7 protein-coding genes are annotated in these 22,565 nt (G+C 74.2%); all 7 read right to left on the bottom strand.

Annotated elements, in window-relative coordinates; all coding sequences use genetic code 11:
* Positions 1-64: 64 nt before the first annotated feature.
* The 7 genes from ddaH to ACH4FX_RS20850 all read right to left on the bottom strand — a co-directional run bounded on the left by ddaH (position 65) and on the right by ACH4FX_RS20850 (position 22,563).
* Positions 65-895, bottom strand: coding sequence for a dimethylargininase (gene ddaH, locus ACH4FX_RS20880; protein WP_398481002.1), 831 nt, complete (start codon positions 893-895; stop codon positions 65-67).
* 55 nt (positions 896-950) lie between these two features.
* Complete coding sequence (locus ACH4FX_RS20875; RefSeq protein WP_398481000.1) at positions 951-1,472, bottom strand: flavin reductase family protein; 522 nt, start codon at positions 1,470-1,472, stop codon at positions 951-953.
* The gene (locus ACH4FX_RS20870) at positions 1,469-2,725 is read right to left on the bottom strand and encodes a cation:proton antiporter (protein ID WP_398480998.1); all 1,257 of its coding nucleotides are present in this window, start codon (positions 2,723-2,725) and stop codon (positions 1,469-1,471) included. Before ACH4FX_RS20870 ends, ACH4FX_RS20875 begins: the two co-directional genes overlap by 4 nt.
* Positions 2,726-2,762: 37 nt before the next feature.
* A complete protein-coding gene (locus ACH4FX_RS20865) occupies positions 2,763-4,325 on the bottom strand; it encodes a tryptophan halogenase family protein (protein WP_398480996.1) in 1,563 nt (520 codons plus the stop codon).
* Between the two features lie 279 nt (positions 4,326-4,604).
* Positions 4,605-5,357: a thioesterase II family protein gene (locus tag ACH4FX_RS20860; RefSeq protein ID WP_398480994.1), complete on the bottom strand. Its 753-nt coding sequence runs from the start codon at positions 5,355-5,357 to the stop codon at positions 4,605-4,607.
* Between the two features lie 38 nt (positions 5,358-5,395).
* Positions 5,396-10,006, bottom strand: a complete 4,611-nt coding sequence (locus ACH4FX_RS20855) for an amino acid adenylation domain-containing protein (protein WP_398480992.1) — start codon at positions 10,004-10,006, stop codon at positions 5,396-5,398.
* A 35-nt stretch (positions 10,007-10,041) separates the two neighbouring features.
* Positions 10,042-22,563, bottom strand: a complete 12,522-nt coding sequence (locus ACH4FX_RS20850) for an amino acid adenylation domain-containing protein (protein ID WP_398480990.1) — start codon at positions 22,561-22,563, stop codon at positions 10,042-10,044.
* Between the last annotated feature and the right edge of the window lie 2 nt (positions 22,564-22,565).

Below are 22,565 nucleotides of genomic sequence, written 5' to 3'. Positions count from 1 at the left end.
TAGCGGTGGGGCGGAGCCGGTGTCCGGGCCCCGGGGGCCCGGCCGGGGCCCGGACACCGGATCGTCAGCGCGGACCGCGCAGTTCGAGCGTGCAGCACTTGACGCTGCCGCCGCCCTTGAGCAGTTCGGACAGGCCGACCCCGATCGGGTGGAAGCCGCGGGCGCGCAGCTGCTCGGCCAGCCCGGTGGCCGCCTCGGGCAGCAGGACGTGGTAGCCGTCGCTGACCGCGTTGAGGCCGAACACCGCGGCGTCGCGCGGCGTGGCGAGCACGGCGTCGGGGAAGAGCCGTTCCAGCACCGCGCGGCTGCCCGGGGCGAACGCGGCCGGGTTGTACATGATTTCGTCGTCGTCGAGGACGGCGAGCGCGGTGTCCAGGTGGTAGTAGGCCGGGTCGGTCAGCTCCAGGCCGATCACCGGCCGGCCGAAGAACTCCTGGGCCTCGGCGTGCCCGTCGCGGGAGCTGCGGAAGCCGTGGCCGGCCAGTACGTACCGGCCGGTGACGAGGAAGTCGCCCTCGCCCTCGTTGATGTGCTGCGGGTCGTGCACCTCGGTGAAGCCCCGCCCGCGGAACCAGTCCAGGTAGGCGGGGCCCTCCGCGGTCCGCTCCGCGTTGCGGAAGCGGGCGCCGAGGACCTTGCCGTCGATGACGGTCGCGCCGTTGGCGGCGTAGACCATGTCGGGCAGGCCGGCCACCGGCTCGATGAACTCCACGGTGTGGCCGAGGGAGAGGTAGCGGTCGCGCAGGTTCTCCCACTGCGCCACGGCCAGCCCGGTGTCGACCGGCTTGGCCGGGTCCATCCACGGGTTGATGGCGTAGGTGACGTCGAAGTGGCTGGGGCGGCACATCAGGTAACGACGCGGCCGGGGGGTGCGGTTGCGCGGGGTAGCGCTCATGACGGGGTGGTCTCCTGTTGTGGGAGGTCCGCGCGGGGGTGGTGCGCGGAGGAGGTCAGCCGGCCGGCCAGACGCTGAACCGGCGGTTTCCGTACAGCAGCGGCGGTTCGTCGGTCGGCCCGGAGGTGCGGAGGACTTCGCCGAAGACCATCCGCTGCCCGCCGACGCGGACGCTCTGGCGGACCCGGCAGTCGGCCACCGCGTGGGCGTCCCGGGACAGGTGCGGTCCCGCGGCCCCCTCGGGGATGTGCCACGGCGTGCCGTCGAAGCGGTCCGGCGCGCCGGAGGCGAACAGCTCCGCGGTCGCCTGCCCCTTGTGGTGCAGCAGGTTCACGGCGAAGACGCCGCTGAGCATGACGGCGCGCAGGGTGGGGCTCTCCAGCCGCATGCCGACCAGCAGCGTGGGCGGGTCCAGGGTGACGCTGCACAGGGACGAGCAGGTCATGCCCCAGGGCCGGGACTGGGCGTCCAGGGCCGTGATGACGGCGACCCCGCTCGGGAAGCCCGCCATGAAATCGCGGAATCCGGCCGGAGTGCTCTCCTGGCTGATGGGGGTGACGAGTTCCACGTGACTCACCGCTCGACTGGGTAGAGGGGTTTGCCCGCGGCCTCCGGGGTGTCCGGGGCGCCGCGGTCGACGGCCCACAGCAGCGGGCCGGCCAGCGCCGTCGTGACGAGTGCCATGACGACGAGTGCGAGGTAGAGGGCGGGCGTCAGGATGTCCGCCTGGTAGCCGATCTGGAGGAAGGTGATCTCCGTCAGACCGCGGGTGTTGAGGAGGGCGGCGAGCCGCATGCTGGTCGGGGTGTCCTGGCCGCCGGCCCGGGCGCCGAGGTAGGAGCCGGCCAGCTTGCCGGCCACGGCCAGCGCGGTGCCCAGGGCCGTCGCCTGCCAGGAGAAGAGCCCCGGCGGGCCGCTGCCGAGACCCGCGCCGGTCAGGACGAACAGCAGCGGCAGTCCGTGGCGGCCGCACTGCCCGACGGTCCGGGCGGCGCGGGTCCAGGGGCCGGTGCCGCCGTCCGCGGGCAGGGCCAGCGCGACCAGGACGGCGCCCAGCACGTCGGTCAGGCCCAGCCGGTCGGTGACCAGCGCCGCCGCCACCGTCGTCAGGACCACCAGCCCGGCCGGCACCGCCGGCCGCACCCGGTGGGCCCAGGCGCGGGCGGCGGGGAGCCCGCCGAGCCGGCGCAGCGCCCAGGCCAGCAGCAGCCCGGCGGTGAACACCACCGCCGGCGTGACCTGCCCGCCGCCGGTGGCCAGGCCGACGGCCACCGCCAGCAGGGCCCAGTTGACCGCGTCCATGGACACCGCGGCGGCCATCGCCAGCCGCCCGGTGTGGGTGTGCAGCATGCCGCGGTCCTGGAGGACCCCGGCGAGCACCGGGACCGCCGTGACCGACAGCGCGCCGGCGAGCATCAGCACGAACGCGGTGGCCGGCGCGGAACCGCGCAGCGCCGGATCGCCCTCGGCGAGGACCCAGACGGCCAGCAGCGTGCCGCAGCCCATCGGCAGCAGCGCGGAGCCGGCCGCCGTCCAGGCCACCGCACGGCCGCCCAGCTTGCCGGAGCCGGCCCGGATCTCCTGTACGGCGCCGACCACGAAGAGCGCGAGGGCCAGGTGCCCCGCCTTCTCCAGGACCGGCCGGCCCGCGGTGGCTTCCCCGCCCCAGCCGAACTGTCCGGCGAGCAGGGCCCCGAGGAGCAGGCAGGCCATGATCTCCCCGACGATGGCGGGCTGGCCCAGCAGCCGGGCCGCCCGCCTGCCGAGCCACACGGCGGGTGCCACCGACGCCACCAGCACCACGGCCGGGACGTACGTCAGCGCGTCCACCGCTCCTCCTTCCAGGGCGCAGCTGCCCGGCTCGTGGTCAATGCATCTGGGCCAGGTACTCGTACTGGCTGGGCAGCCGCTTCGCGAGCTCCTGCGACTGGGCGCGCAGCAGCTTGAACTCCGCCTGCGCCGCGGAGTCGTCCATCAGCGCCAGCGCGGGCGGTGCCTTGAGGTCGACGCCGCCGAGCCCCAGCAGCATCGAGTGGTACGAATACGGCTCGAAGCCGTGGTAATTCGGGAAGATCGATTCGGTGGTCGGCAGCTTGGACCGCCACATCTCCAGCCGCTCGGCGAGACCGTCCGGAAGGGCCCGCGTCTTGGCGTCCTTCCAGTACTGGTTGTCGTTGCGTCCGGCCCCGCGGTAATGCAGCGCCAGGAATTCCCGGACACCGTCGATCGCATTCCCGATGGTGCGGTTGTAGGAATCCCGCAGGCTCGGGTCCCAGTCCTCGGCCGGGTAATGCTTGACGAGCTGCTCGATGCCCTGCTGGATGAAGAAGATGCCGGTCGACTCCAGCGGCTCCACGAATCCGCTGGCGAGTCCGATGGCCACGCAGTTGTTGACCCAGGCGTTGCGGCTGCGGCCGATGCGCATGCGGATGTGGTTGGCCTCCACGTCCGCGGCGTCCGGGCCGACGAACTCGCGCAGGGTGCGCTCGGCCTCGTCCGGGGTGGTGTAGTCGCTGGCGTACACATAGCCGGTGCCGATCCGCCCGAAGAGCGGGATGGTCCAGATCCACCCGGCGTCCTGGGCGGTGGCCGTGGTGCAGGGGCGCAGCCCGCGCTTCTCCATGTCGACCGGCACCCGCAGGGCCACCGCCCGGTCGTTGGGCAGCGTGTCCTGGAAGGAGATGACGGGCTCCTCCAGGGCCTGGTTCAGCAGCAGGCCCCGGAAGCCGGTGCAGTCGATGTACAGGTCGGCGGTGACGTCACCGTGCTCGCGGGTCCGCAGGTGGCTGATCCAGCCGCGGTCGTCCCGGGCGACCTCGACGACGTCGTCCTCGATGTGCCGCGTGCCGCGCTGCGTGGAGTACTCGCAGAGGTAGTCGGCCAGCAGGCTGGCGTCGAACTGGTAGGCGTAGGGGAACTGGGTGTCCTGCTCGGTGAGCGTGCTGCGCTCCGGTTTGCGGCCCTTCGGGTCGGCCTGCTCCTTGAAGTCCTGCTCGAACAGGGTGCCGTCCATGTAGCGGGGCGAGCGCTCGGCGTCGCAGATCGCGGACATCAGGAACACGTCCTGGTCGAACCGCTCGCTGCCGCCGGGCCGGCGGTGCAGCCACCAGTCGGTGAGGGGGAACCCGTCGACGACCCGCAGCCGCTCGAACGGGTGGTAGAAGTAGCTGCCCTTGCGGTGCCAGTTCTCGAAGCGGATGCCGAGCTTGTACGTGGCGTTGCACTTCGGCATCCACACGTGTTCCGGGAGCCCGAGGTAGTCGAAGAAGTGGCGCACCGTGCTGAAGGTCGCTTCGCCGACCCCGATCGTCTTGATCCGCTTGGATTCCAGCACCGTGACCGAAATGCGTTCACCGAACGCGGCCTGCAAATACGATGCGGTCATCCAGCCGGAGGTGCCTCCACCGACGATGACGACGTTTGTGAGCACTGAGGCCCTCCCGTGTGAAGTCGAGTAACCGGCGATTCCCTCGGTCACCGGCACGGTCGGAATCTTTCAGCAGGGCACGAGATCGAGACAAGCTTTTAAGGCTCAGTGGAAACCTGCACTCCAGGTGCCCGGCGGGGCAGTCGCGGGCCGTGGTAGCCGGAAAACGGCAGCACACCGGGCGGCGCCGCAATTCGCTACGGGCGGCGCCGCCCGGTGTGCGTCATTCAGTTCTCGCTTAATGTCCCGGCAATTCCGGGCCGTTTGTGCGGTACGGGTTTCTCAGACCCCGGAGCGCAGGTACCGGTGCAGCACGGTGATGACCTGGGCGCGCTGCTCCGCCAGGAAGAAGTGCCCGCCGGGGAAGGTGTGCAGATGGAACTCCTTGCCGGCCACGCCCTCCCACCGCCGTACCCGCGCCACGCTGACGCTGGTGTCCCGGTCCCCGGTGAGCGCGGTGACGCACGCGTCGACCGGGGGCGTCTCGCGCGGGCTGTAGGAGTCGATGAGCAGGTAGTCGTTGCGCAGGATCGGCAGCACCATCTCCCGGATCTCCGGGTCGTCGAAGACGCTCATCTGCGTGCCGCCGTGCTGCTCCACCTCGCGCAGGAGGGCGCCGTCGGTCATCGCCGCGGCGGGCTCGCGGCCGATCCGCTCGTCCGGGGCCGCCTGGCCGGAGACGAACAGCCGGTCCACGCGCAGCCCGCGGGCCGCCAGGGTGCGGACCGTCTCGTACCCGATCAGGGCTCCCATGCTGTGGCCGAACAGCACCGTCTCCACCTCGGGCCGCGCCGTCTCCAGCACCGCCCCGGCGACGGCGTCGACCAGCGCCGCGGGGTCCGTCAGGAAGGGCTCGTTGACCCGTTCCTCCCGGCCGGGGTACTGGACGATCTGCAACTCGACGCCGGCGTCCAGGTGCTGGGCCCAGCGCCGGTAGAAGCTGGCGCTGCCGCCGGCGTGCGGCAGGCAGACCAGCCGGGTCCCCGCGGCGGGGCGCCTGGCCGGGGTCACCAGCCACGGGTGGGGAGTCGTCATGAGGTGTCTTCCTGTCGTGGGTGAGGGGCCGGGTCGGGTCAGCCGCACGAGCGCACCAGCTCCCGCAGACCGTCGGCGACCGTCCGCAGCAGGCCGGCGACCACCGCCGCGTCGTGCCGGGCGGGGGAGTAGGCGCAGCTCAGGTCGAGCCGGCCGGACTGCACCGCGGCGGCGATCTCCAGCTCGTACAGCCGCCGTTCGGCCGGTTCGTGGTCGTGCCCGCCGTGGTCGAGGTGGCGCGCCACCAGGGCGTCGCCGTCGGGGAGCTGGCCGTCCCACTGGCCCAGGTAGTTGAAGGCGATCCGGGCGTGGGCGGGCGGCAAGGCCGGTCCGGCCTGACCCGTACCGGGCGTCAGGTGGCGCAGCGCGCCGTAGCCGATGCCGTGCCGGGGCAGGGTGCGCAACTGGCGCTTGACGGTCCGCACGGCGTCCTTCGGCGCCGCGTCCTTGGGCACGTCGAGCGCCACCGGGTAGATGGTGGTGAACCAGCCGACGGTGCCGCTGAGGTCGACACCGTCGAGGATGTCCTCCCGGCCGTGTCCCTCCAGGTCCACGAGCGTCGGCCCGGTGCCGTCCCAGCCGCTGAGCGCCTGGCCGAGCGTGGCCAGCAGCACCTCGTCGACCTTGGCCCGCAGGACGCCCGGCACCCGGCGCAGCAGCACCTCGGTGTCGGCCGCGTCGAGCCCGTCGTGCACGGTGCGGCGGCCGGCGAAGGTGCCGGTGTCCTCCGGCGGGCCGTCGGACTTGGGAAGGCCGCGCCAGTAGGCCAGTTCGTCGTCGAACCCGCCTGCCGCGGTGTGCTCGCGCAGCCGGTGCGCCCACGTGCCGAAGGAGGTGCTGCGCGGGCCCAGGTCCGCTTCCTGCCCGGCGGCGAGCCGGGTGTAGGCCCGGCGCAGATCGTCCAGCAGGACGCGCCAGGACACCCCGTCGACCACCAAGTGGTGCACGGTGAGGAAGAGCTGCGCGGCGTGCCGGGAACCGCGGTCGAACAGGACGGCCCGTACCAGCGGCCCCTCGGTCAGATGCAGTCCGCGCTGCGCGGCCTCGATCTCCTGCCCGGTGCGCTCGGCCGCCGCCGCGTCGTCGGCCCCGGCCAGCTCCACCTCCCGGAAGTGCCAGCGGCCGTCGGCCCCGGCGCCGATCTCCTGCCGCCAGGTCCCGTCCTCCCGCACGAAACGGGTACGCAGGGCGTCGTGGCGCTCCATGAGGAGCCCGAGCGCGCCGCGCAGCGCCTGGTGATCGGCGCCGGGCACCAGCTCCAGCAGCACCGACTGGTTGAAGTGATGCGGATTGACGGTGTGATGGGCGAAGAACCAGTGCTGTACGGGCGTCAGCGGCACCGGCCCGGTCCGGTGCGCGTCGTCGTCCGTACCGTCCGCGGCACCTTCGGCGTTCTCGGCGCGCGCCACCCGGGCGAGCCCGGCGACGGTCTTGTACTGGAAGAGCTCCTTGGTGGTGATCCGCAGTCCGGCCTGCCGGGCGCGGGCGACGACCTGGGTGGACAGGATCGAGTCACCGCCCAGTTCGAAGAAGTCGTCGTCCGCGCCGACCTCCTCGACGCCCAGGACGGACGCGAACACCTCGGCCAGCGACGTTTCCACCGGGCCGCTGGGGCGGGTCGCCCGCCGCTCGGCGCCGGGCCGCTCCTCCGGCAGGGCGGCCCGGTCGACCTTGCCGTTGGTGGTCAGCGGCAGGTCCGGCAGGACGGTCAGGGTGCTGGGCACCATGAAGGCGGGCAGTTCGCCGGCCAGCAGTTCGCGCACCTCCGCCGCGAGAGCCGCTCCGTCGCCGGAGTCCGGCACCACGTAGCCCGCCAGCCGCTTGCCGCGCGGGCCCGAGCGGACCACGACCGCCGCCTGGGCGACCCGCGGGTGGCGCAGCATCGCGGCCTCGACCTCGCCCGGTTCGATCCGGAAGCCGCGGATCTTGACCTGGTCGTCCACCCGGCCGCGGAAGTCGAGCTTCCCGTCGGGCAGCCAGGCCGCCAGGTCCCCGGTCCGGTAGAGGCGGGCGTCCGGATCGTCGCTGAAGGGGTGCGCCACGAACCGCTGCGCGGTCAGGTCGGGGCGCCCCAGGTAGCCCGCGGCGACCTGGGCGCCGCCGAGGTGGATCTCGCCGGTCACCCCGGCGGGCACCGGGTTGCCGTAGGCGTCCAGGACGTAGACCTCGACGTTGGGCAGCGGGCGGCCGATCGGCAGGCGGTCGGCCGCGTCCGTGCGCTCGGTCCCGTCGCCCTCGTACATGGTCGCCCCGACGGTGTTCTCGGTTGGCCCGTAGCCGTTGATGAAGCGGTGGGTGCGCGACCAGGTGCGGGCCAGGCCGGCGGGGCAGCGGTCGCCCACCGCGAGGATCACGGACCCGCCGGGCAGCGCCCGCGGCTCCACCGCGGCCAGCGCCGCCGGGGGCAGGCTGAGCACCGTGGGGCGGCCGTCGGCGAGCCGGGTGATCTGCGCGGAGCCGAGCGCCTCCGCCGGGTCGTCCGGCAGTGCCAGTACGGCGCCCGAGGCGAGGCCGGTGAAGGTCTCCCAGACCGCGCCGTCGAAGCTGGGCGCGGACAGCTGGCACACCGTCATGCCCGGCCGGACGTCCAGCTTCCGCCGGGACGCGTCGATCATGTTGGCCAGGCCCCCGTGCCGCAGCAGCACGCCCTTCGGCGTCCCGGTGGAGCCCGAGGTGTAGATGATGTAGGCCAGGTCGTCCGGGTTGGTACGGGCGGTGTCCGGCTCCGTGGCGTCGTACTCGGCGAGGCGGGACCGCTCGGCGTCGACCGCGAGGGTGCGTACCTCCGCCCCGGCGAACCCGTCGAGCAGCGCGGTCTCGGTGAGCACCAGGGACGCGCCGGTCTCGGAGAGCATCAGGGACCGGCGGGCGGCCGGGAAGGCCGGGTGCAGGGGCAGGAACGCGGCACCGGCCTTCAGCACGGCCAGGGTGGCCAGCACCTGGTCGGGCCCGCGCTCGCAGCACACGCCGACCACGTCGCCGGGCCGGACGCCCCCGGCGCTCAGGTGGCGGGCCAGCCGGTTGGCCCCGCCGTCCAGCTCCGCGTACGTCAGCCGCCGGTCCCCGCAGCGCACCGCGAGGCCGTCGGGGCGTTCGGCGGCGCGCCGGGCCACCATGGCGTGCACCGGCCCGGTCTCGGCGGCCGGCAGCGGGTTGCGCGCCCAGTCGCGGGTCAGCCGCTCGTGCTCGGCCGGGCCGAGCAGGCCGAGCCGGCCCGTCGCGGAGTCCGGCGCCGCGGCCACCGATCCGAGCAGGTTCACCAGGTGGCCGGACATCCGGCGCACCGTCTCCGCGTCGAAGAGGTCCGCGCTGTACTCGGCCGCGGCCCACAGGGTGCCGTCGGGCCGCTCCTCGAAGGCCCACACGAGGTCGAAGCCGGTGCTGGCCTGGGGGAGTTGCAGCACCTCCACCGTCAGCCCGGTCAGCTCCAGCGTCGCCTCCGGCATGTTCTGGAGGACGACCAGGACCTGGGCCAGCGGCATCCGGCTCGGGTCGCGGTCCGGCTGCACCGCGTCCACGATCTGCTCGAAGGGCACCTCGTCGTGGCCGAACGCGGCCAGCACCGTCTCCCGGGTGCGCAGCAGGAACTCCCGGAAGGACAGCTCCGGTTCGACCCGGCCGCGCAGTACCAGGGTGTTGAGGAAGCAGCCGATCAGCTCGTCCAGCTCACCGCTGTCGCCGCGGCCGGCCACCGGGGTGCCGACGGCGATGTCCTCCTGGCGGGAGTAGCGGGCCAGCAGCAGCTGGGCCGCCGCGGTCAGCGTCATGAAGAGCGTGGCGCCGGTCTGCGCGGTGAGCGTGCGCAGCCCCGCGACCACGTCGGCGGGCACCTCGAAGACATGCGCGCCGCCCGCCCCGGACAGCACCGCGGGCCGCGGCCGGTCGGTGGGCAGCTGGAGCGGTGCCACCCCGTCCAGCTGCTGCTTCCAGTACGCGAGCGACTCGTCCAGGGCGCCGCCGGACATCCGCTCCCGCTGCCGTACGGCGAAGTCCGCGTACTGCACCGGGGCCGGCGCGGTGTGCGGGTCGCCGCCGGTCAGCGCGGTGTCGTACGCCTCGCCCAGCTGCCGGGTGAACAGCGCGAGCGACCAGCCGTCGTGAATGATGTGGTGCAGGCTCAGCACCAGGACGTGGTCCTGTTCGCCGGCCCGTACCAGCAGCGTCCGCAGCAGCGGGCCGGTCCGCAGGTCGAACGGGCGGGCGCTCTCCCGCTCCACCGCGGCGCGCAGTTCCTGCTCCCGTTCCAGGGGGCCGGCGCAGGTCAGCTCCACCACCGGCAGGTCGATGCGGACCAGCGCGTGCGGGATCTGCACGGGCGTCCCGGCGACGGAGTCGAAGGTGGTGCGCAGCGACTCGTGACGGGCCACCACCGCGTTCACCGCACGGTGCAGCGCGGCGGCGTCGAGCCGGCCGCGCAGCCGGAGCGCGAACGAGGAGTTGTAGCCGACCGCCAGCGGGTCGAACTCCTGGAGAAACCACATGCGCTGCTGGGCGAAGGACATGGGCAGCGGGCCGCCGCGCGGCACCGGGCGGACCGCGTCGGCCGCGGTGGCCTCGTCGGTCCCGGCGGCGCCGGAGAGCTTGCTGCGCAGCCGCGCCCGCAGATGCTCGGGCAGCGCCGCTATGCGTTCCTCACGCGAGGGGGACATCGGGTGACACTCCTTCCGTCAGTGCGGCACTGCCGCTATTCCGCCGCCGGTACGGCATCGCCGGCGGCCTCGGCGGCCTCCTTCTCCAGCTGCTCCAGCAGGCTGTCCTCGATCAGCTCGGCCACCCCGGAGACGGTGGGGGTGTCCAGCAGGCTGCGGAACGCCAGCCGCACCCCGAAGGTCTTCCTGATCCGGGTGAGTGCCTTGACGCTGGTCAGGGACTGCCCGCCGAGCTCGAAGAAGCTGTCGTGGGCCCCGACGTCCGCGACGCCCAGGGTTTCCGCCCAGATCTGCGCCACCAGCCGCTCGGTCTCGTTGCGCGGGGCGACCCGGGCGGTCTCGTCCGCCCGCGCGGCCTCCGGTGCGGGCAGCGCGTCCCGGTCCACCTTGCCGTTCCGGGTGAGCGGGAAGGCGTCGAGCGCGACGAACGCGGCCGGGACCAGGTAGGCGGGCAGCCGCTCGGCGAGGTGGGCCGCCAGCTCCGGTCCGGTGGGCACCGCGTCGGTGCCGTGGTGGGTGAAGTAGGCGACCAGCTGCCGCCGTTCGCCCTCGCCGCGGACCACCACCACCGACTCGGCCACCGCGGGGTGCCCGTCCAGCGTGGCGGAGATCTCGCCCGGCTCGATGCGGTAGCCGCGCAGCTTGACCTGGTCGTCGACGCGGCCCAGGAACTCGATGCGGCCGTCGGTCAGCCGCCGTACCCGGTCACCGGTCCGGTAGAGCCGCTCCGCGGGGTCGAACGGCGCGGGGGCGAACGCCCGCTCCGTCAGCTCGGGCCGGCCCAGGTAGCCGCGGGCCAGGCCGTCACCGGCCAGGTACAGCTCGCCGGGGGCGCCGACGGGCGCCGGGCGGCCCCCCTCGTCCAGGACGTAGGCGCGCATGTTCTGCACGGGGTGGCCGAGCAGCGGCACCGGGCTGTCCGCGATCCTGGTGATCAGCGCGTCCACGGTGGCCTCGGTGGGACCGTAGAAGTTGAAGCCGATCAGGTCCTCCCGCGCCCGCAGTGACGCCCACAAACCCTCGGAGATCGCCTCGCCGCCCAGCGCCACACCGCGCAGCGGGTGGTCCCCGTCCGTCAGCAGCCCGGTCTCCACCAGCTGCTGGAAGTACGACGGGGTGGTCTGGAGGAAGTCGATCCGCTCCGCCGCCCGGTACGCCGTCAGGGCGTGCGCGTCCCGGCGGACCGCGTCCGGGACGAGGTGCAGCTCGTGCCCGGCGACCAGCCACAGCACCGGGTTCCACGAGGCGTCGAACGAGGCCGGTGCCAGGTGGGCGACGCGCAGCGGGGTGCCGCCGTTGGCCTCCTGGAGCGGCCCGAAGACGGTGCGCCGGTGGCTGTCCAGCAGGTTGGCCAGGCCGCGGTGCTCGACCACCACGCCCTTGGGCTCTCCGGTGGAGCCGGAGGTGTGGATGACGTACGCGGCGTCGCCGGGCGCCGCGGTGACCTCCGGCGCGGTGTCCGGGCACGCCGCCACCGCCTCCCGGTCGGCGTCCGGCCGTACCACCGTCGTGGCCCCGGGCACCGCCGGCAGCGCCGACGCCGCCGGACCGCCGGTCACCAGCAGCCGCGGCCGGATGTCGGCCAGCAGGTACGCCGTCCGCCGCGCGGGCGCCGCCGGGTCCAGTGGCGCGTACACCGCGCCCGCCTTGAGGACCGCGAGCAGCGCGACGATCAGATCGGCGCCGCGGTCCAGGCAGACGGCGACGGTCTCCTCGGGGCCGGCGCCGAGGGCGGCGAGGTGGTGCGCCAGCCGGTTGGCCCGGCGGTCCAGCTCGCCGAAGGACAGCCGGCCCCCCTCGTGGACCAGGGCGGTCGCGTCCGGGGTGCGGGCCGCCTGCTCGGCGAACTGCCGGGCCACCGGCAGCTCGGTCAGCAGCTCGGTACCGGTCGCGTTGTAGCGGGTCAGCAGCTCGGCGCGGTGCTCCGTGCTCAGCGCGTCGAACTCCCGCAGCGCACGGTGCGGATCGCGGGCGATGTCCTCCAGCAGCGCGCGCAGGTCGGCGGTGACCCGCTCGGCGGTGCGCTCCTCGAAGAGGGCCGGGTCGTAGGCCAGCCGGAAGGAGAGCCGCTCGCCGGCGAACACCGCGAGCACCATGGCGTAGCTGGTGGGCTCGTGGGAGCGCACGTCGCGGATGCGGATGCCGCCCTCGGCGCCCATCTCACCGTCGTACGGGTAGTTCTCGAAGACCACGTAGCTGTCGAACAGATCCACCCCGGCGGGCAGTTCGGCCCAGCCGCGGATCTGCGCGAGCGAGACGTACTCGTGCTGCCGGGAGGCGACCTGGCCGCGTTGCAGCTCGGCGAGCCAGTCCAGCAGCGGCTGGTCGTCCTGGACGGTGGCCCGCACCGGCAGGTTGCTGATGAACAGCCCGATCATCGACTCGGCGCCGGGCAGGTCGGCCGGACGGCCCGATACGGCGGACCCGAAGCAGACCTGCCGCTCGCCCGCGTACCGGGACAGCAGCAGCGCCCAGGCGCCCTGTGCGAGGGTGTTGGTGGTCAGCCGGTGCTGCCGGGCCAGCGCCTCCAGCCGGGCCGTCACCTCCGCGTCGAGCTGGAAGCGCGCGGCGGCCTCGGTGCCCGCGCGGACGGTGTCCGGCGACCGGTGGTCGACCGGCAGCGGGGTGGGCGCGGTGAAGCCGTCCAGCAACCGCTTCCAGTACCGCTCGGCCTCGGCCAGGTCCTGGCGGCCCAGCCATTCCACGTAGTCGCGGAACGGCGGCCGGGCGGGCGGCTCGGGCTGCTCGTGCCCGGTCAGCAGCAGATAGTGCGCCAGGACGTCGGAGATCAGCTCGGCGGTGCTCCACCCGTCCAGGAGCAGGTGGTGCGAGGTCCACACCACCCGCAGCCCGCCGTCCGGCTCGGTGATCAGCGTCAGCCGCATCAGCGGTGCGGACGTCAGGTCGATGCCCCGCGCGCGGTCCGCGGCCAGGAACGCCTCCAGCTCGCGGGCGGCGTCCTGCGCGGACAGTGCGCCGTGGTCGCGCCGCTCCACCGGAACCCGCACGCGCTCCCGCACCACCTGGAGCGGTTCGGCGGTGTCCTCCCAGGTCACCGCGGTACGCAGGATCGGCGTGCGCTCGGCCGCACGCTGCCAGGCCGCCGCGAACGCCTCGCCGTCCACCCCGCCGTCCAGGACGAACGAGAGCTGGCCCAGATAGACGCTGTCGCCCTCCTCGGTCAGGCTGTGGAACAACAGGCCGTGCTGCATCGGCGTGACCGGGTAGAGGTCCGTCAGCGGGCCGCCGTCGGCGGCGAGCTTGTCCAGCAGCTGCTGGTCGACGGGGGCCAGCGGGAAGTCGGACGGCGTGGCACCGGCCGCCGAACCGCTCGCGTCCCGGCAGTGCGCCACGATCGCGCGGAGCGCCGTCAGCAGCGCCTCGCCCAGCCGCTCGACGGTCGCGGCGTGGTGCACCTCGGTGGAGTGGAACAGCTCGAACTCCAGCTGCCCGTCGCGCACCCAGGCCACGACGTCCAGCCCGTACTCCAGCTTCTCGGCGGGCGACAGCTCGGTGCCGAAGCCCAGCCGGACGTCCCGCAGCAGGGCGCCGTCGCGGACCGGCGCACCGGTCAGCTGCCCCAGGTAGTTGAAGCCGACCTGCGCCTGCGGGCCCTCGGCCAGCACCTCGGCCGGGGCACCGGCCGGGCTGAGGTGGCGCAGCGCGCCGTAGCCGATGCCGCGCCGCGGCACCGCCCGCAGCTGCTCCTTGACGGACCGCAGCAGCGCGCCCCAGTCGTCGCCGGCCGGGATGTCCAGGGCCACCGGGAAGCTGCTGGTGAACCAGCCGACGGTGGCGCCGATGTCCAGGTCGTCGAAGAGCTCCTCGCGGCCGTGGCCCTCCAGGTCGATCAGGACGGACCCGCGCCCGGTCCAGTCCGCCAGCATCCGGCCGGCCGCGGCCAGCAGGACGTCGTTGACCTGGGTGCGGTAGACCGCCGGCACCTCGCGCAGCAGCGCCTCGGTGTCCGCGGCGCCCAGGCGCACCCGGACGCTCGCCGCCGAGGCGACGGCCGGCGTGCCGGTGGCATCGGCCGGGAGCGAGGCGTCGGCGCGCTGGGCGACACCGGCCCAGTGGTCCAGCTCCGCGTCGAAGCCGCCGGCGACGGTGTGCTCCGACAGCCGCCGCGACCACTGGAGGAACGACGTGCTCTTCGGACCCAGGTCGACCGGAGCGCCGTCGGCCGCCTGCCGGTAGCCGCGTTCCAGGTCGGCGAGGAGCACCTGCCAGGACACCGCGTCGACCACCAGGTGGTGGGCGGTCAGGAAGAGCAGCGGGGGCCGCTCGCCCCGGTCGAACAGCAGGGCGCGCACCAGCGGCCCTTCGCCCAGGTCGAGCCCGCCCTGCGCGGCGGCGGCCACCTTCTCCACGGCCTCGTCCCCGGCGTCGCCCAGCGCGATCCGCTCCAGCGGCCACCGGTCGCCCGGCGCCGGGATCTCCTGCTGCCACCGGCCGTACACGGAGGTGAAGCGGGTGCGCAGGGCGTCGTGGTGGTCCAGCAGGGCGTCCAGCGCCGTCTGGAGCGCGGCCGTCGCCGGGGGCTCCGCGAGCTCGGCCAGCACGGACATCGTGGAGTGGTGGGGGGCGATGGTGTGCCGGCGGAAGAACGTGCGCTGAATCGGGGTCAGCGGCACCTTTCCGACGACCGGCTCCGTACTCACGTCTGCCTTCTCCTCCGGATTGCGGGCGGCCACCACCGAGGCGAGTTCGGCGACGGTCTGGTGACTGAAGATGTCCTGGGACGAGACCTGGAGGCCCGCTTCACGGGCGCGGGAGACGACCTGGATGCTGAGGATCGAATCGCCGCCCAGGTCGAAGAAGTTGTCCTCGACGCCCACCGCGGGCACCCGGAACACCTCGGCCCACACCGCGGCCAGGGCCTCCTCCGCGGGGGTACGGGGCGCGGTGCGCGCGGCGGGGCGTTCGGCGGGCGCGGGCGGGGCGGGCAGGGCGCGGCGGTCCACCTTGCCGTTGGCGTTCAGCGGCAGCCGCGGCAGCTCGACGAAGACCTGCGGGACCATGTGCCGGGGCAGCAGGCCGCCCAGCCGCTCGCGGAGCGCGGTCAGGTCCACGGCGGCGCCGGCCGCGGGGACCAGGTAGCAGGTCAGTCCACTGCCGCCGGCCTCCGGGCGCACCGCGGCCGCGGCGTCGGCGACGCCCGGGAACCGCTGGACGGCGGCCTCGATCTCGGCGAGTTCGACCCGGAAGCCACGGATCTTGACCTGGTCGTCGGACCGGCCGAGGAACTCGATGTCGCCGCCGGGCAGGAACCGGGCCCGGTCGCCGGTCCGGTAGAGCCGGGCGCCCTCCGCCTCCGGCACGAACGGATCGCTCAGGAAGCGCTCCTCGGTCAGGTCGGGGCGGTTCAGGTAGCCCCTGGCCACCCCGGGCCCGCCGATGAACAGCTCCCCGACGACGCCCGCCGGCACCGGCCGCAGACCGGCGTCCAGGACGTACAGCCGGGCGCCGGGGATCGGCCGGCCGATGGGCACCGAGGCGGTGGCGGGCAGCGCCTCCGGCAGCGCCCGGAAGACCGCGGACTCGACGGTCGCCTCGGTGACGCCGTAGCTGTTGAGCACGACGGTGCCGGGGGAGACCCGGTCCAGCAGCCGGCGGCAGTCCTCCGTACGCCAGTTGTCCGAGCCGACGACCAGGTAGCGCAGCGGCGGGAAGGTGCGGCCGGTCCGCTCGGCCTCCTCCAGGAGCGCGCCGGCCAGCGACGGCACGGTCTCCAGGTGGGTGACCCCGGCCCGCTCCATCAGGTCGAACAGCCGGGGCGGGTCGGTGGTCACCGCCGACGGGGAGATCACCAGCGCCCCGCCGTGGCACAGCGCGTGCCCGAGGTCGGAGACGAACACGTCGAAGGCCATGCTGGCCAGGTTCAGCTGGCGCGCCGGGCGGTCCGCGACGCCGTAGACCCGGCCCCAGGCGGCCACCGCCTGGCTCAGGCTGCGGTGTTCGACCATCACGCCCTTGGGGCGGCCGGTGGAGCCCGAGGTGTAGATCACGTACGCCAGGCTGTCCGGGGCGACCTCGACGGCCGGGGCGTGCGTGGGCCACTGCCCGATGGCGTCCCACTCGCCGTCCAGGCGCAGCACGGTGGCGTCGCACAGCGGCAGCCGGTCCGCCACGGCGTCCTGCGTGAGCAGCATGGCGGCGGCGCTGTCCCGCAGCACCTGCCGGTGCCGTTCGGCGGGGTGCCCGGGGTCCAGCGGCAGGAAGGCACCGCCGGCCTTGAGGACGGCGAGGGCCGCGGTGACCATGTCCGGGCCGCGTTCCACGCAGACGCCGACGATCGTCTCGGGGCCGACGCCCTGGTCCATCAGGTGGTGGGCCAGCTGGTTGGCGCGGGCCTCCAGCGCGGCGTAGCTGAGCACCCGGTCCTCGAAGACGACCGCGTCGGCGTCCGGTGTGCGCCGGGCGTGCTGGGCGACCAGTTCGTGCAGGCACAGCTCCTGCCACGGCACCGTGGCGCGGTTCCACTCGTGCACCACGCGGTCCCGCTCGCTCAGCGACAGCATCGGTACGTCGCCGACCTGCTGCCCGGGGTCCGCGGCGATGCCGTTCAGAAGCGCCAGCAGCTGGTCGGCCAGGCTCCCGGCCTGGGCCGGGGCGTAGAGCGCGGGGTCGTAGGACAGCTGGAGGACGAGTTCGCCGTCCTCGGTGAAGGCGGTCAGGTCCAGCGGGAAACTGGTGGTGTCCACCGCGGACAGCTCCCGCAGCCACAGGCCGTTGCGCTCCGCGGCCTCGTCGTTGCCCGGGTAGTTCTCGAAGACCACCACCGTGTGGAACAGCGCGGTGGCGCGCGGCAGTTCGCTCCAGTTCTGGATCTGGCCGAGCGCGGCGTACTCGTAGTCGCGCGCCGCGACCTGGGCCTCCTGGAGATTCCGCAGCCAGTCGGCCAGCCGGTCGGACGCGGTCACCTGCGTACGCACCGGCAGCGTGTTGAGGAAGTTGCCCACCACGGCGTCGGCGCCGGCCAGGCCGGTGGGGCGGCCGGCGACGGTGGCGCCGAAGCAGACGTCGCCGCTGCCCGCGTGGCGCGCCAGCAGCATCGCCCAGGCGCCCTGTACGGCGGTGTTCAGGGTCAGCCGGTGGGTGCGGACCGTGGTGGTCAGCGCCTCGGTCTCGGCGCGGGTCAGCTCCACCCGGACCTGGGCCGAGGACTTGGACTGGTAGCCGGGCGGCAGGCTCTGCCCGTACGGCAGCGGGGTCGGCGCGTACATGCCCGCGAGCGCCGCCCGCCAGTGCTTCTCGGCCGCCGCGGGGTCCTGCCGGCCGAGCCAGGCCACGTAGTCCCGGAAGGGCGGGCGCCGCGTCTCCGGGGCCGCCGGGGTGGTGCCGCCGTCGGCCAGCGCGCGGTAGCGGGCGAACACGTCGGCGAACAGGTGGGACGTGCTCCAGCCGTCCAGGATGACGTGGTGGAAGCTCCACACGACCCGTACCGCGCCGGGCCGTTCCCGTACGAGCACCACGCGCATGAGCGGGGCCCGCGTCAGGTCGATGCCGGCCCGCTGCTCGGCCGCGGTCAGCTCGTCCAGCCGCTGCCGGCGGCCGGCCGCGTCGGTGTCCGTCCAGTCCAGGTGGCGGACGTCCAGGGTGGCTTCGCGGTCCACGATCTGCACGGGCTGCGGGACGCCCTCCCACCGCAGCCGGGTGCGCAGCGCCGGGGTGCGGTCCACCGTGTGCTGCCAGGCCGCGCCGAGGGCCTGGATGTCGTCCACGCCCTCCAGCAGGAAGCTGACCTGGTCGAAGTAGGCGCCGCCGGTGGGCTGGTTGAGGGCGTGGTAGAGCATGCCGGACTGCATCGGCGTCAGCGGGTAGACGTCCTCGACCGCCGAGCCCGGCGGCACCAGCGCGTCCACGGTGGCCTGGTCGAGCGCCACGAGCGGGAAGTCGCCGGGCACCGCGCCGCCCGTGCCGGGGCGCAGGCAGTGCTCGACCAGCTCGTCCAGCGCGGCGGCCAGCCCGTCGGCCAGCGCCTGGGCGGTCGCCCGGTCGTGGCGCTCGGACGAGTAGTGGACGGTGAACGTCAGCCGTCCGTCGCGCACTTCGCCGGTGATGTCGATGAGGTGCGGGCGCTCCTCGGCCGGACTGTGCTCCTGCCCGTAGTCGAAGAGCTGCTCGCGGTAGAGGGCGCTGCCGGCGGTGCCGTCCGCCCACTGGCCGAGGTAGTTGAAGCTGACCTGCGGCTGCGGTCCGGCGGCCAGTGCCTCTCGCTGGGCGGCGTCCGCGCCGAGGTAGCGCAGCGGCCCGTAACCGAAGCCGCGCCGCGGTACGTTCCGCAGCCGCTCCTTGGTGCTCAGCACCAGCTCGCGCCACGGCCGGTCGGCCGGGGACTCCAGGACGAGCGGGAAGACGGAGGTGAACCAGCCGACCGTGCGCGAGAGGTCCGTGCCCGGCAGGACCTCCTCGCGGCCGTGTCCCTCCAGGGTGATGAGGGTGCGGTCCTGCCCGGTGTGCCGGGCCAGTGCGCGGCCGAGCGCGGTGAGCAGGATGTCGTTGATCTGGGTGCGGTAGACCTTGGGCACGTCCTGGAGCAGCTGCCGGGTGCGCCGCTCGTCCAGCCCCGCGTGCACCTCGCGGGTGACCCCGAAGGTGTTGCGGCCGTCGTGGTCGGTGGGAAGGCCGGCCGTCTCCACGGCGGCGACCTCCGCCCAGTACGCGAACTCCTCCTGGAAACCGCCCTGTTCCGCGTGCTCGGCCAGCCTCCGGGCCCAGCTGAGGTACGGGGTGGACGCGCTCCCGAGGTCGATCGCCGCGCCGCCCACCGCCTGCCGGTAGGCGCTCTCCAGGTCGTCCAGCAGGATGCGCCAGGAGACGCCGTCCACCGCGAGGTGGTGCACGGTCAGCAGGAGCCGCGGCCGGTCCCGGTCGTCGCGGTCGAACAGCAGGCAGCGCAGCAGCTCGCCCCGCTCGGGGGCGAGGCCGGCCTGCGCCGCCTCGGACAGCTGCCGCATGACCGCCGGGCGCTCCGCGGGCGCGGCCTCGCCGAGGGTGATCCGCTCGATGTCCGGCCCCGGGGCGTCCGGGCCGGGGCCCTGCTGGACCAGCCGGCCGTCCACCGTGGTGAAGCGGGTGCGCAGCGCGGCGTGCCGCCGCACCACGTGCCGGAACGCCTCCGACAGTGCCTGCTCGTCCACGTCCGTGGGCAGGGTGAGCAGCACCGACTGGTTGAAGTGCGCGGGGCGGACGGTGTGGTGGTCGAAGAACCAGCGCTGGACGGGGGTGAGCGGCGCGGTGCCGCTGTCCTGCGCCTGGTCGTCGGCGTCCGGGCCCGCCGCCGGCGTGGCGGCGCGCGCCAGGTCGGCCAGCGTCTGCCGGGAGAAGATGTCCCGGGAGCTGATGACCAGCCCGGCCTGCCGGGCCCTGGCCACCACCTGGATGCTCAGGATCGAGTCCCCGCCGAGTTCGAAGAAGTTGTCCGTCGCGCCCACCCGGTCCACGCCCAGGACCTGCGACCACACCTGGGCGAGGGTCTCCTCGGCCGCGTCGGCCGGCGCCCGGTAGCCCGCGCGCTCCGCGGTCTGCTCCTCGGGGGCGGGCAGCGCCCGATGGTCCACCTTGCCGTTGGCGGTGAGCGGGAACTCGTCCAGGGCGACCAGCGCGGACGGCACGGTGTAGCCGGGCAGCCGGGCCTCGGCGAACGCGCGCAGCTCCGCCGTGTCCGGCGCCGCCCCGGCCTGCGGGCGTACGTAGCCGACCAGGCGCTTGTGCTCGCCGTCCGTGCGGGCGACCACCAGGGCGGCGGCGACCGCCGGATGGGCTTCGAGGACGGCCTCGACCTCGCCCGGCTCGATGCGGTAGCCGCGCACCTTGACCTGGGTGTCCACCCGGCCCAGGAAGTCCAGCGTGCCGTCCGGCAGCCACCGGACCCGGTCGCCGGTGCGGTAGACGCGCTCACCGGGCACCGAGGAGAACGGCGCCGGGAGGAAGCGCTCCTCGGTCAGCTCGGGCCGGTTCAGGTAGCCGCGGGCGACGCCCGGACCGCCGATGTACAGCTCGCCCGGGGAGCCGGCCGGCACCGGCCGCTGCCGCTCGTCGAGCACGTACGTGGTGGTGTTGCGGATCGGGCGGCCGATCGGCAGCGCCCGTACGCCGTCCGTGGCGTCGATCTCGTGGAACGTGGCGAAGGTCGTCGTCTCGGTCGGCCCGTAGATGTTGACGAAGCGGCCCGGCCGTTCCCCCGCGAGCAGCTGGGCGACCCGCCGCGGGCTCTGCGCCTCGCCGCCCACCAGCAGGTGGCGCAGGGTGCGGAAGGCACCCGGCGCGACGTCGACCACCTGGTTGAACAGCGCGGTGGTCAGGAACAGCGTGGTGACGCCCAGCTCTTCCAGCGCGCGGGCGAAGGACCGCGGCTCCAGCAGGACGTCCTTGGGGATCACGGCGATCCGCGCGCCCGCCGCCAGCGGCGCCCACACCTCGAACGTCGCCGCGTCGAAGGTGGCGTCGGCGGCCTGCGCCACCACGTCGTCCGCGGTCAGCGGCGCGTAGTCGGGGTCGCTGATCAGCCGGACGATCGAGCGGTGCCCGACCACCACGCCCTTGGGGCGCCCGGTGGAGCCGGAGGTGTAGATGACGTACGCGGCGGTGTCCCCGTCCACCGGCACCCGCGGGCCGTCCGCGGGGAGCGCGGCGAGGGCCGCGGCCTCCTCGTCCAGGCAGACGTACGAGGTGCCGCCCTCCGGGAGCCGGCCGCGCAGCGGCCGTTCGGTCAGGCACAGCGGAGCAGCGGTGTCCTCCAGGACGAACGCGATGCGGTCGGCCGGGTAGTCGGCCGCGATCGGCACGTACGTGCAGCCCGCCTTGAGCGTGGCCAGCAGGGCGACGACCAGCTCCGCGCCGCGCGGCAGGCACACCGCGACGTGGTCGCCGGGCGTGGCGCCCCGCTCCAGGAGCAGGTGCGCGAGCCTGCCGGAGCGCTCGTCCAGCTCCCGGTAGGTCAGCCGGGCACCGGCGCCGGTCACCGCGATCCGGTCCGGGGTGGCGGCGGCCTGCGCGGAGACCAGGGTGTGGACGGGCGTGCCGGCCGGGTAGTCGGCGCGGTTCTCGGTCCAGCCCGTGGTCAGCGCCGTGTACTCGTCGTCGGTCAGCAGCGGCAGGTCGCCGACGGCGCGGCCGGCGTCCGCGACGATCCCGGCGAGCAGCACCAGGAGCCGGTTGCACAGCGCGTCGATGGTCGCGGCGTCGAACAGGTCGGTGTTGTACTCGACCGACCCGGCCAGCCCGCCGTCGGCGTCCGGGGCGAACTCCACGGTCAGGTCGAAGATCGAGGAGACCGACGGCGGCCGGAAGTCGGTCACCCGCAGCCCGGGGAAGGCGGGCGCGCCGCCGGGGGCGTTCTGGAGGACGAGGGCCGCCTGCACCAGGGGCGTACGGCTCGGGTCGCGCTCGGTGCCCAGCGCGTCCACCAGCCGGTGGAAGGGCACGTCCTGGTTGCCCAGCGCGTCCCAGATCCGGTCGGTGGTCCGCTCCACCAGCTCCTCGAAGGGCAGCTCCCCATCGATCCGGCCGCGCAGCACGAGCGTGTTGACGAAGAAGCCGACCAGCGGCTCCAGTTCGGTGCGGTCCCGGCCCACCGAGACGGTGCCCAGCGCGATGTCCCGCTGTCCGCTGTGCCGCGCCAGCAGCACCTGGGTCGCGGCCGTCAGCACCGCGAACAGGGTGCCGCCGCACCGGGCGGCGAGCGCGTCCAGGCCCTCGGCCACGTCCCGGGGCACCGCGAAGGTGTGCAGCGCGCCCACCGTCGTCCGCACCAGCGGCCGGGGCCGGTCGGTGGGCATCTCCAGCACCGGTACGCCGTCCAGCTCGCCCTTCCAGTAGTCCAGCTGGGCGTCCAGCTCTTCCTCGGTGCAGTGCTCGCGCTGCCAGACCGCGTAATCGCGGTAGCTCACCGGCAGCGGGGCGAGGTCCGCTTCGCGTCCCTCCAGCGCGGCGGCGTACAGCTCGCCCAGCTCCGCCAGCAGCACGCCCTTCGACCAGCCGTCCGCCGCGATGTGGTGCATGTTCAGGAACAGCACATGCTCCTGGTCGCCGTCCGCACCGGTGCCCAGCGCGACGAGCAGGACCCGCAGGACCGGGCCCGCCGCGAGGTCGAAGGGGGTGCCGAGTTCGGCGCGCAGCAGCCGGTCCAGCTCCGCCTCGCGATCCCCGCCGGGCAGCCCGCCGAGGTCCGCGCGCTGGATCTCCGGGACGGTGGCGGGCCGTACGACCTGGTGCGCCCGCCCGTTCGTCGTCGCGAACGTGGTGCGCAGCGGCTCGTGCCGGGCGACGAGCCCGCCGAGCGCGCTCCGGAGGGCGTCCACGCGCAGCGGGCCGGCCATCCGCAGCGCGATCGACGAGGTGTATTCCACGCTGCCGGGCTGGAACTCGTGCAGGAACCACAGCCGCTCCTGCCCGAAGGACAGCGGCGCGTCGGGCAGGTCGCCCAGCGGGCGCAGCTCGCCGGGACCGCCGCCCGCCGCGCCCACGCGTCCGGCCAGCTGCTGCTCCAGCAGCTCGTCCGGGCTCAACTGGCTTGCGCCGTCCGGTTGTCCACCGCTCATCTGCTCACCCATCG

The sequence above is a fragment of the Streptomyces sp. NPDC018019 genome (assembly GCF_044327805.1).
GTDB lineage: Bacteria > Actinomycetota > Actinomycetes > Streptomycetales > Streptomycetaceae > Streptomyces.
This window is presented reverse-complemented; position numbering and strand designations above follow the sequence as displayed.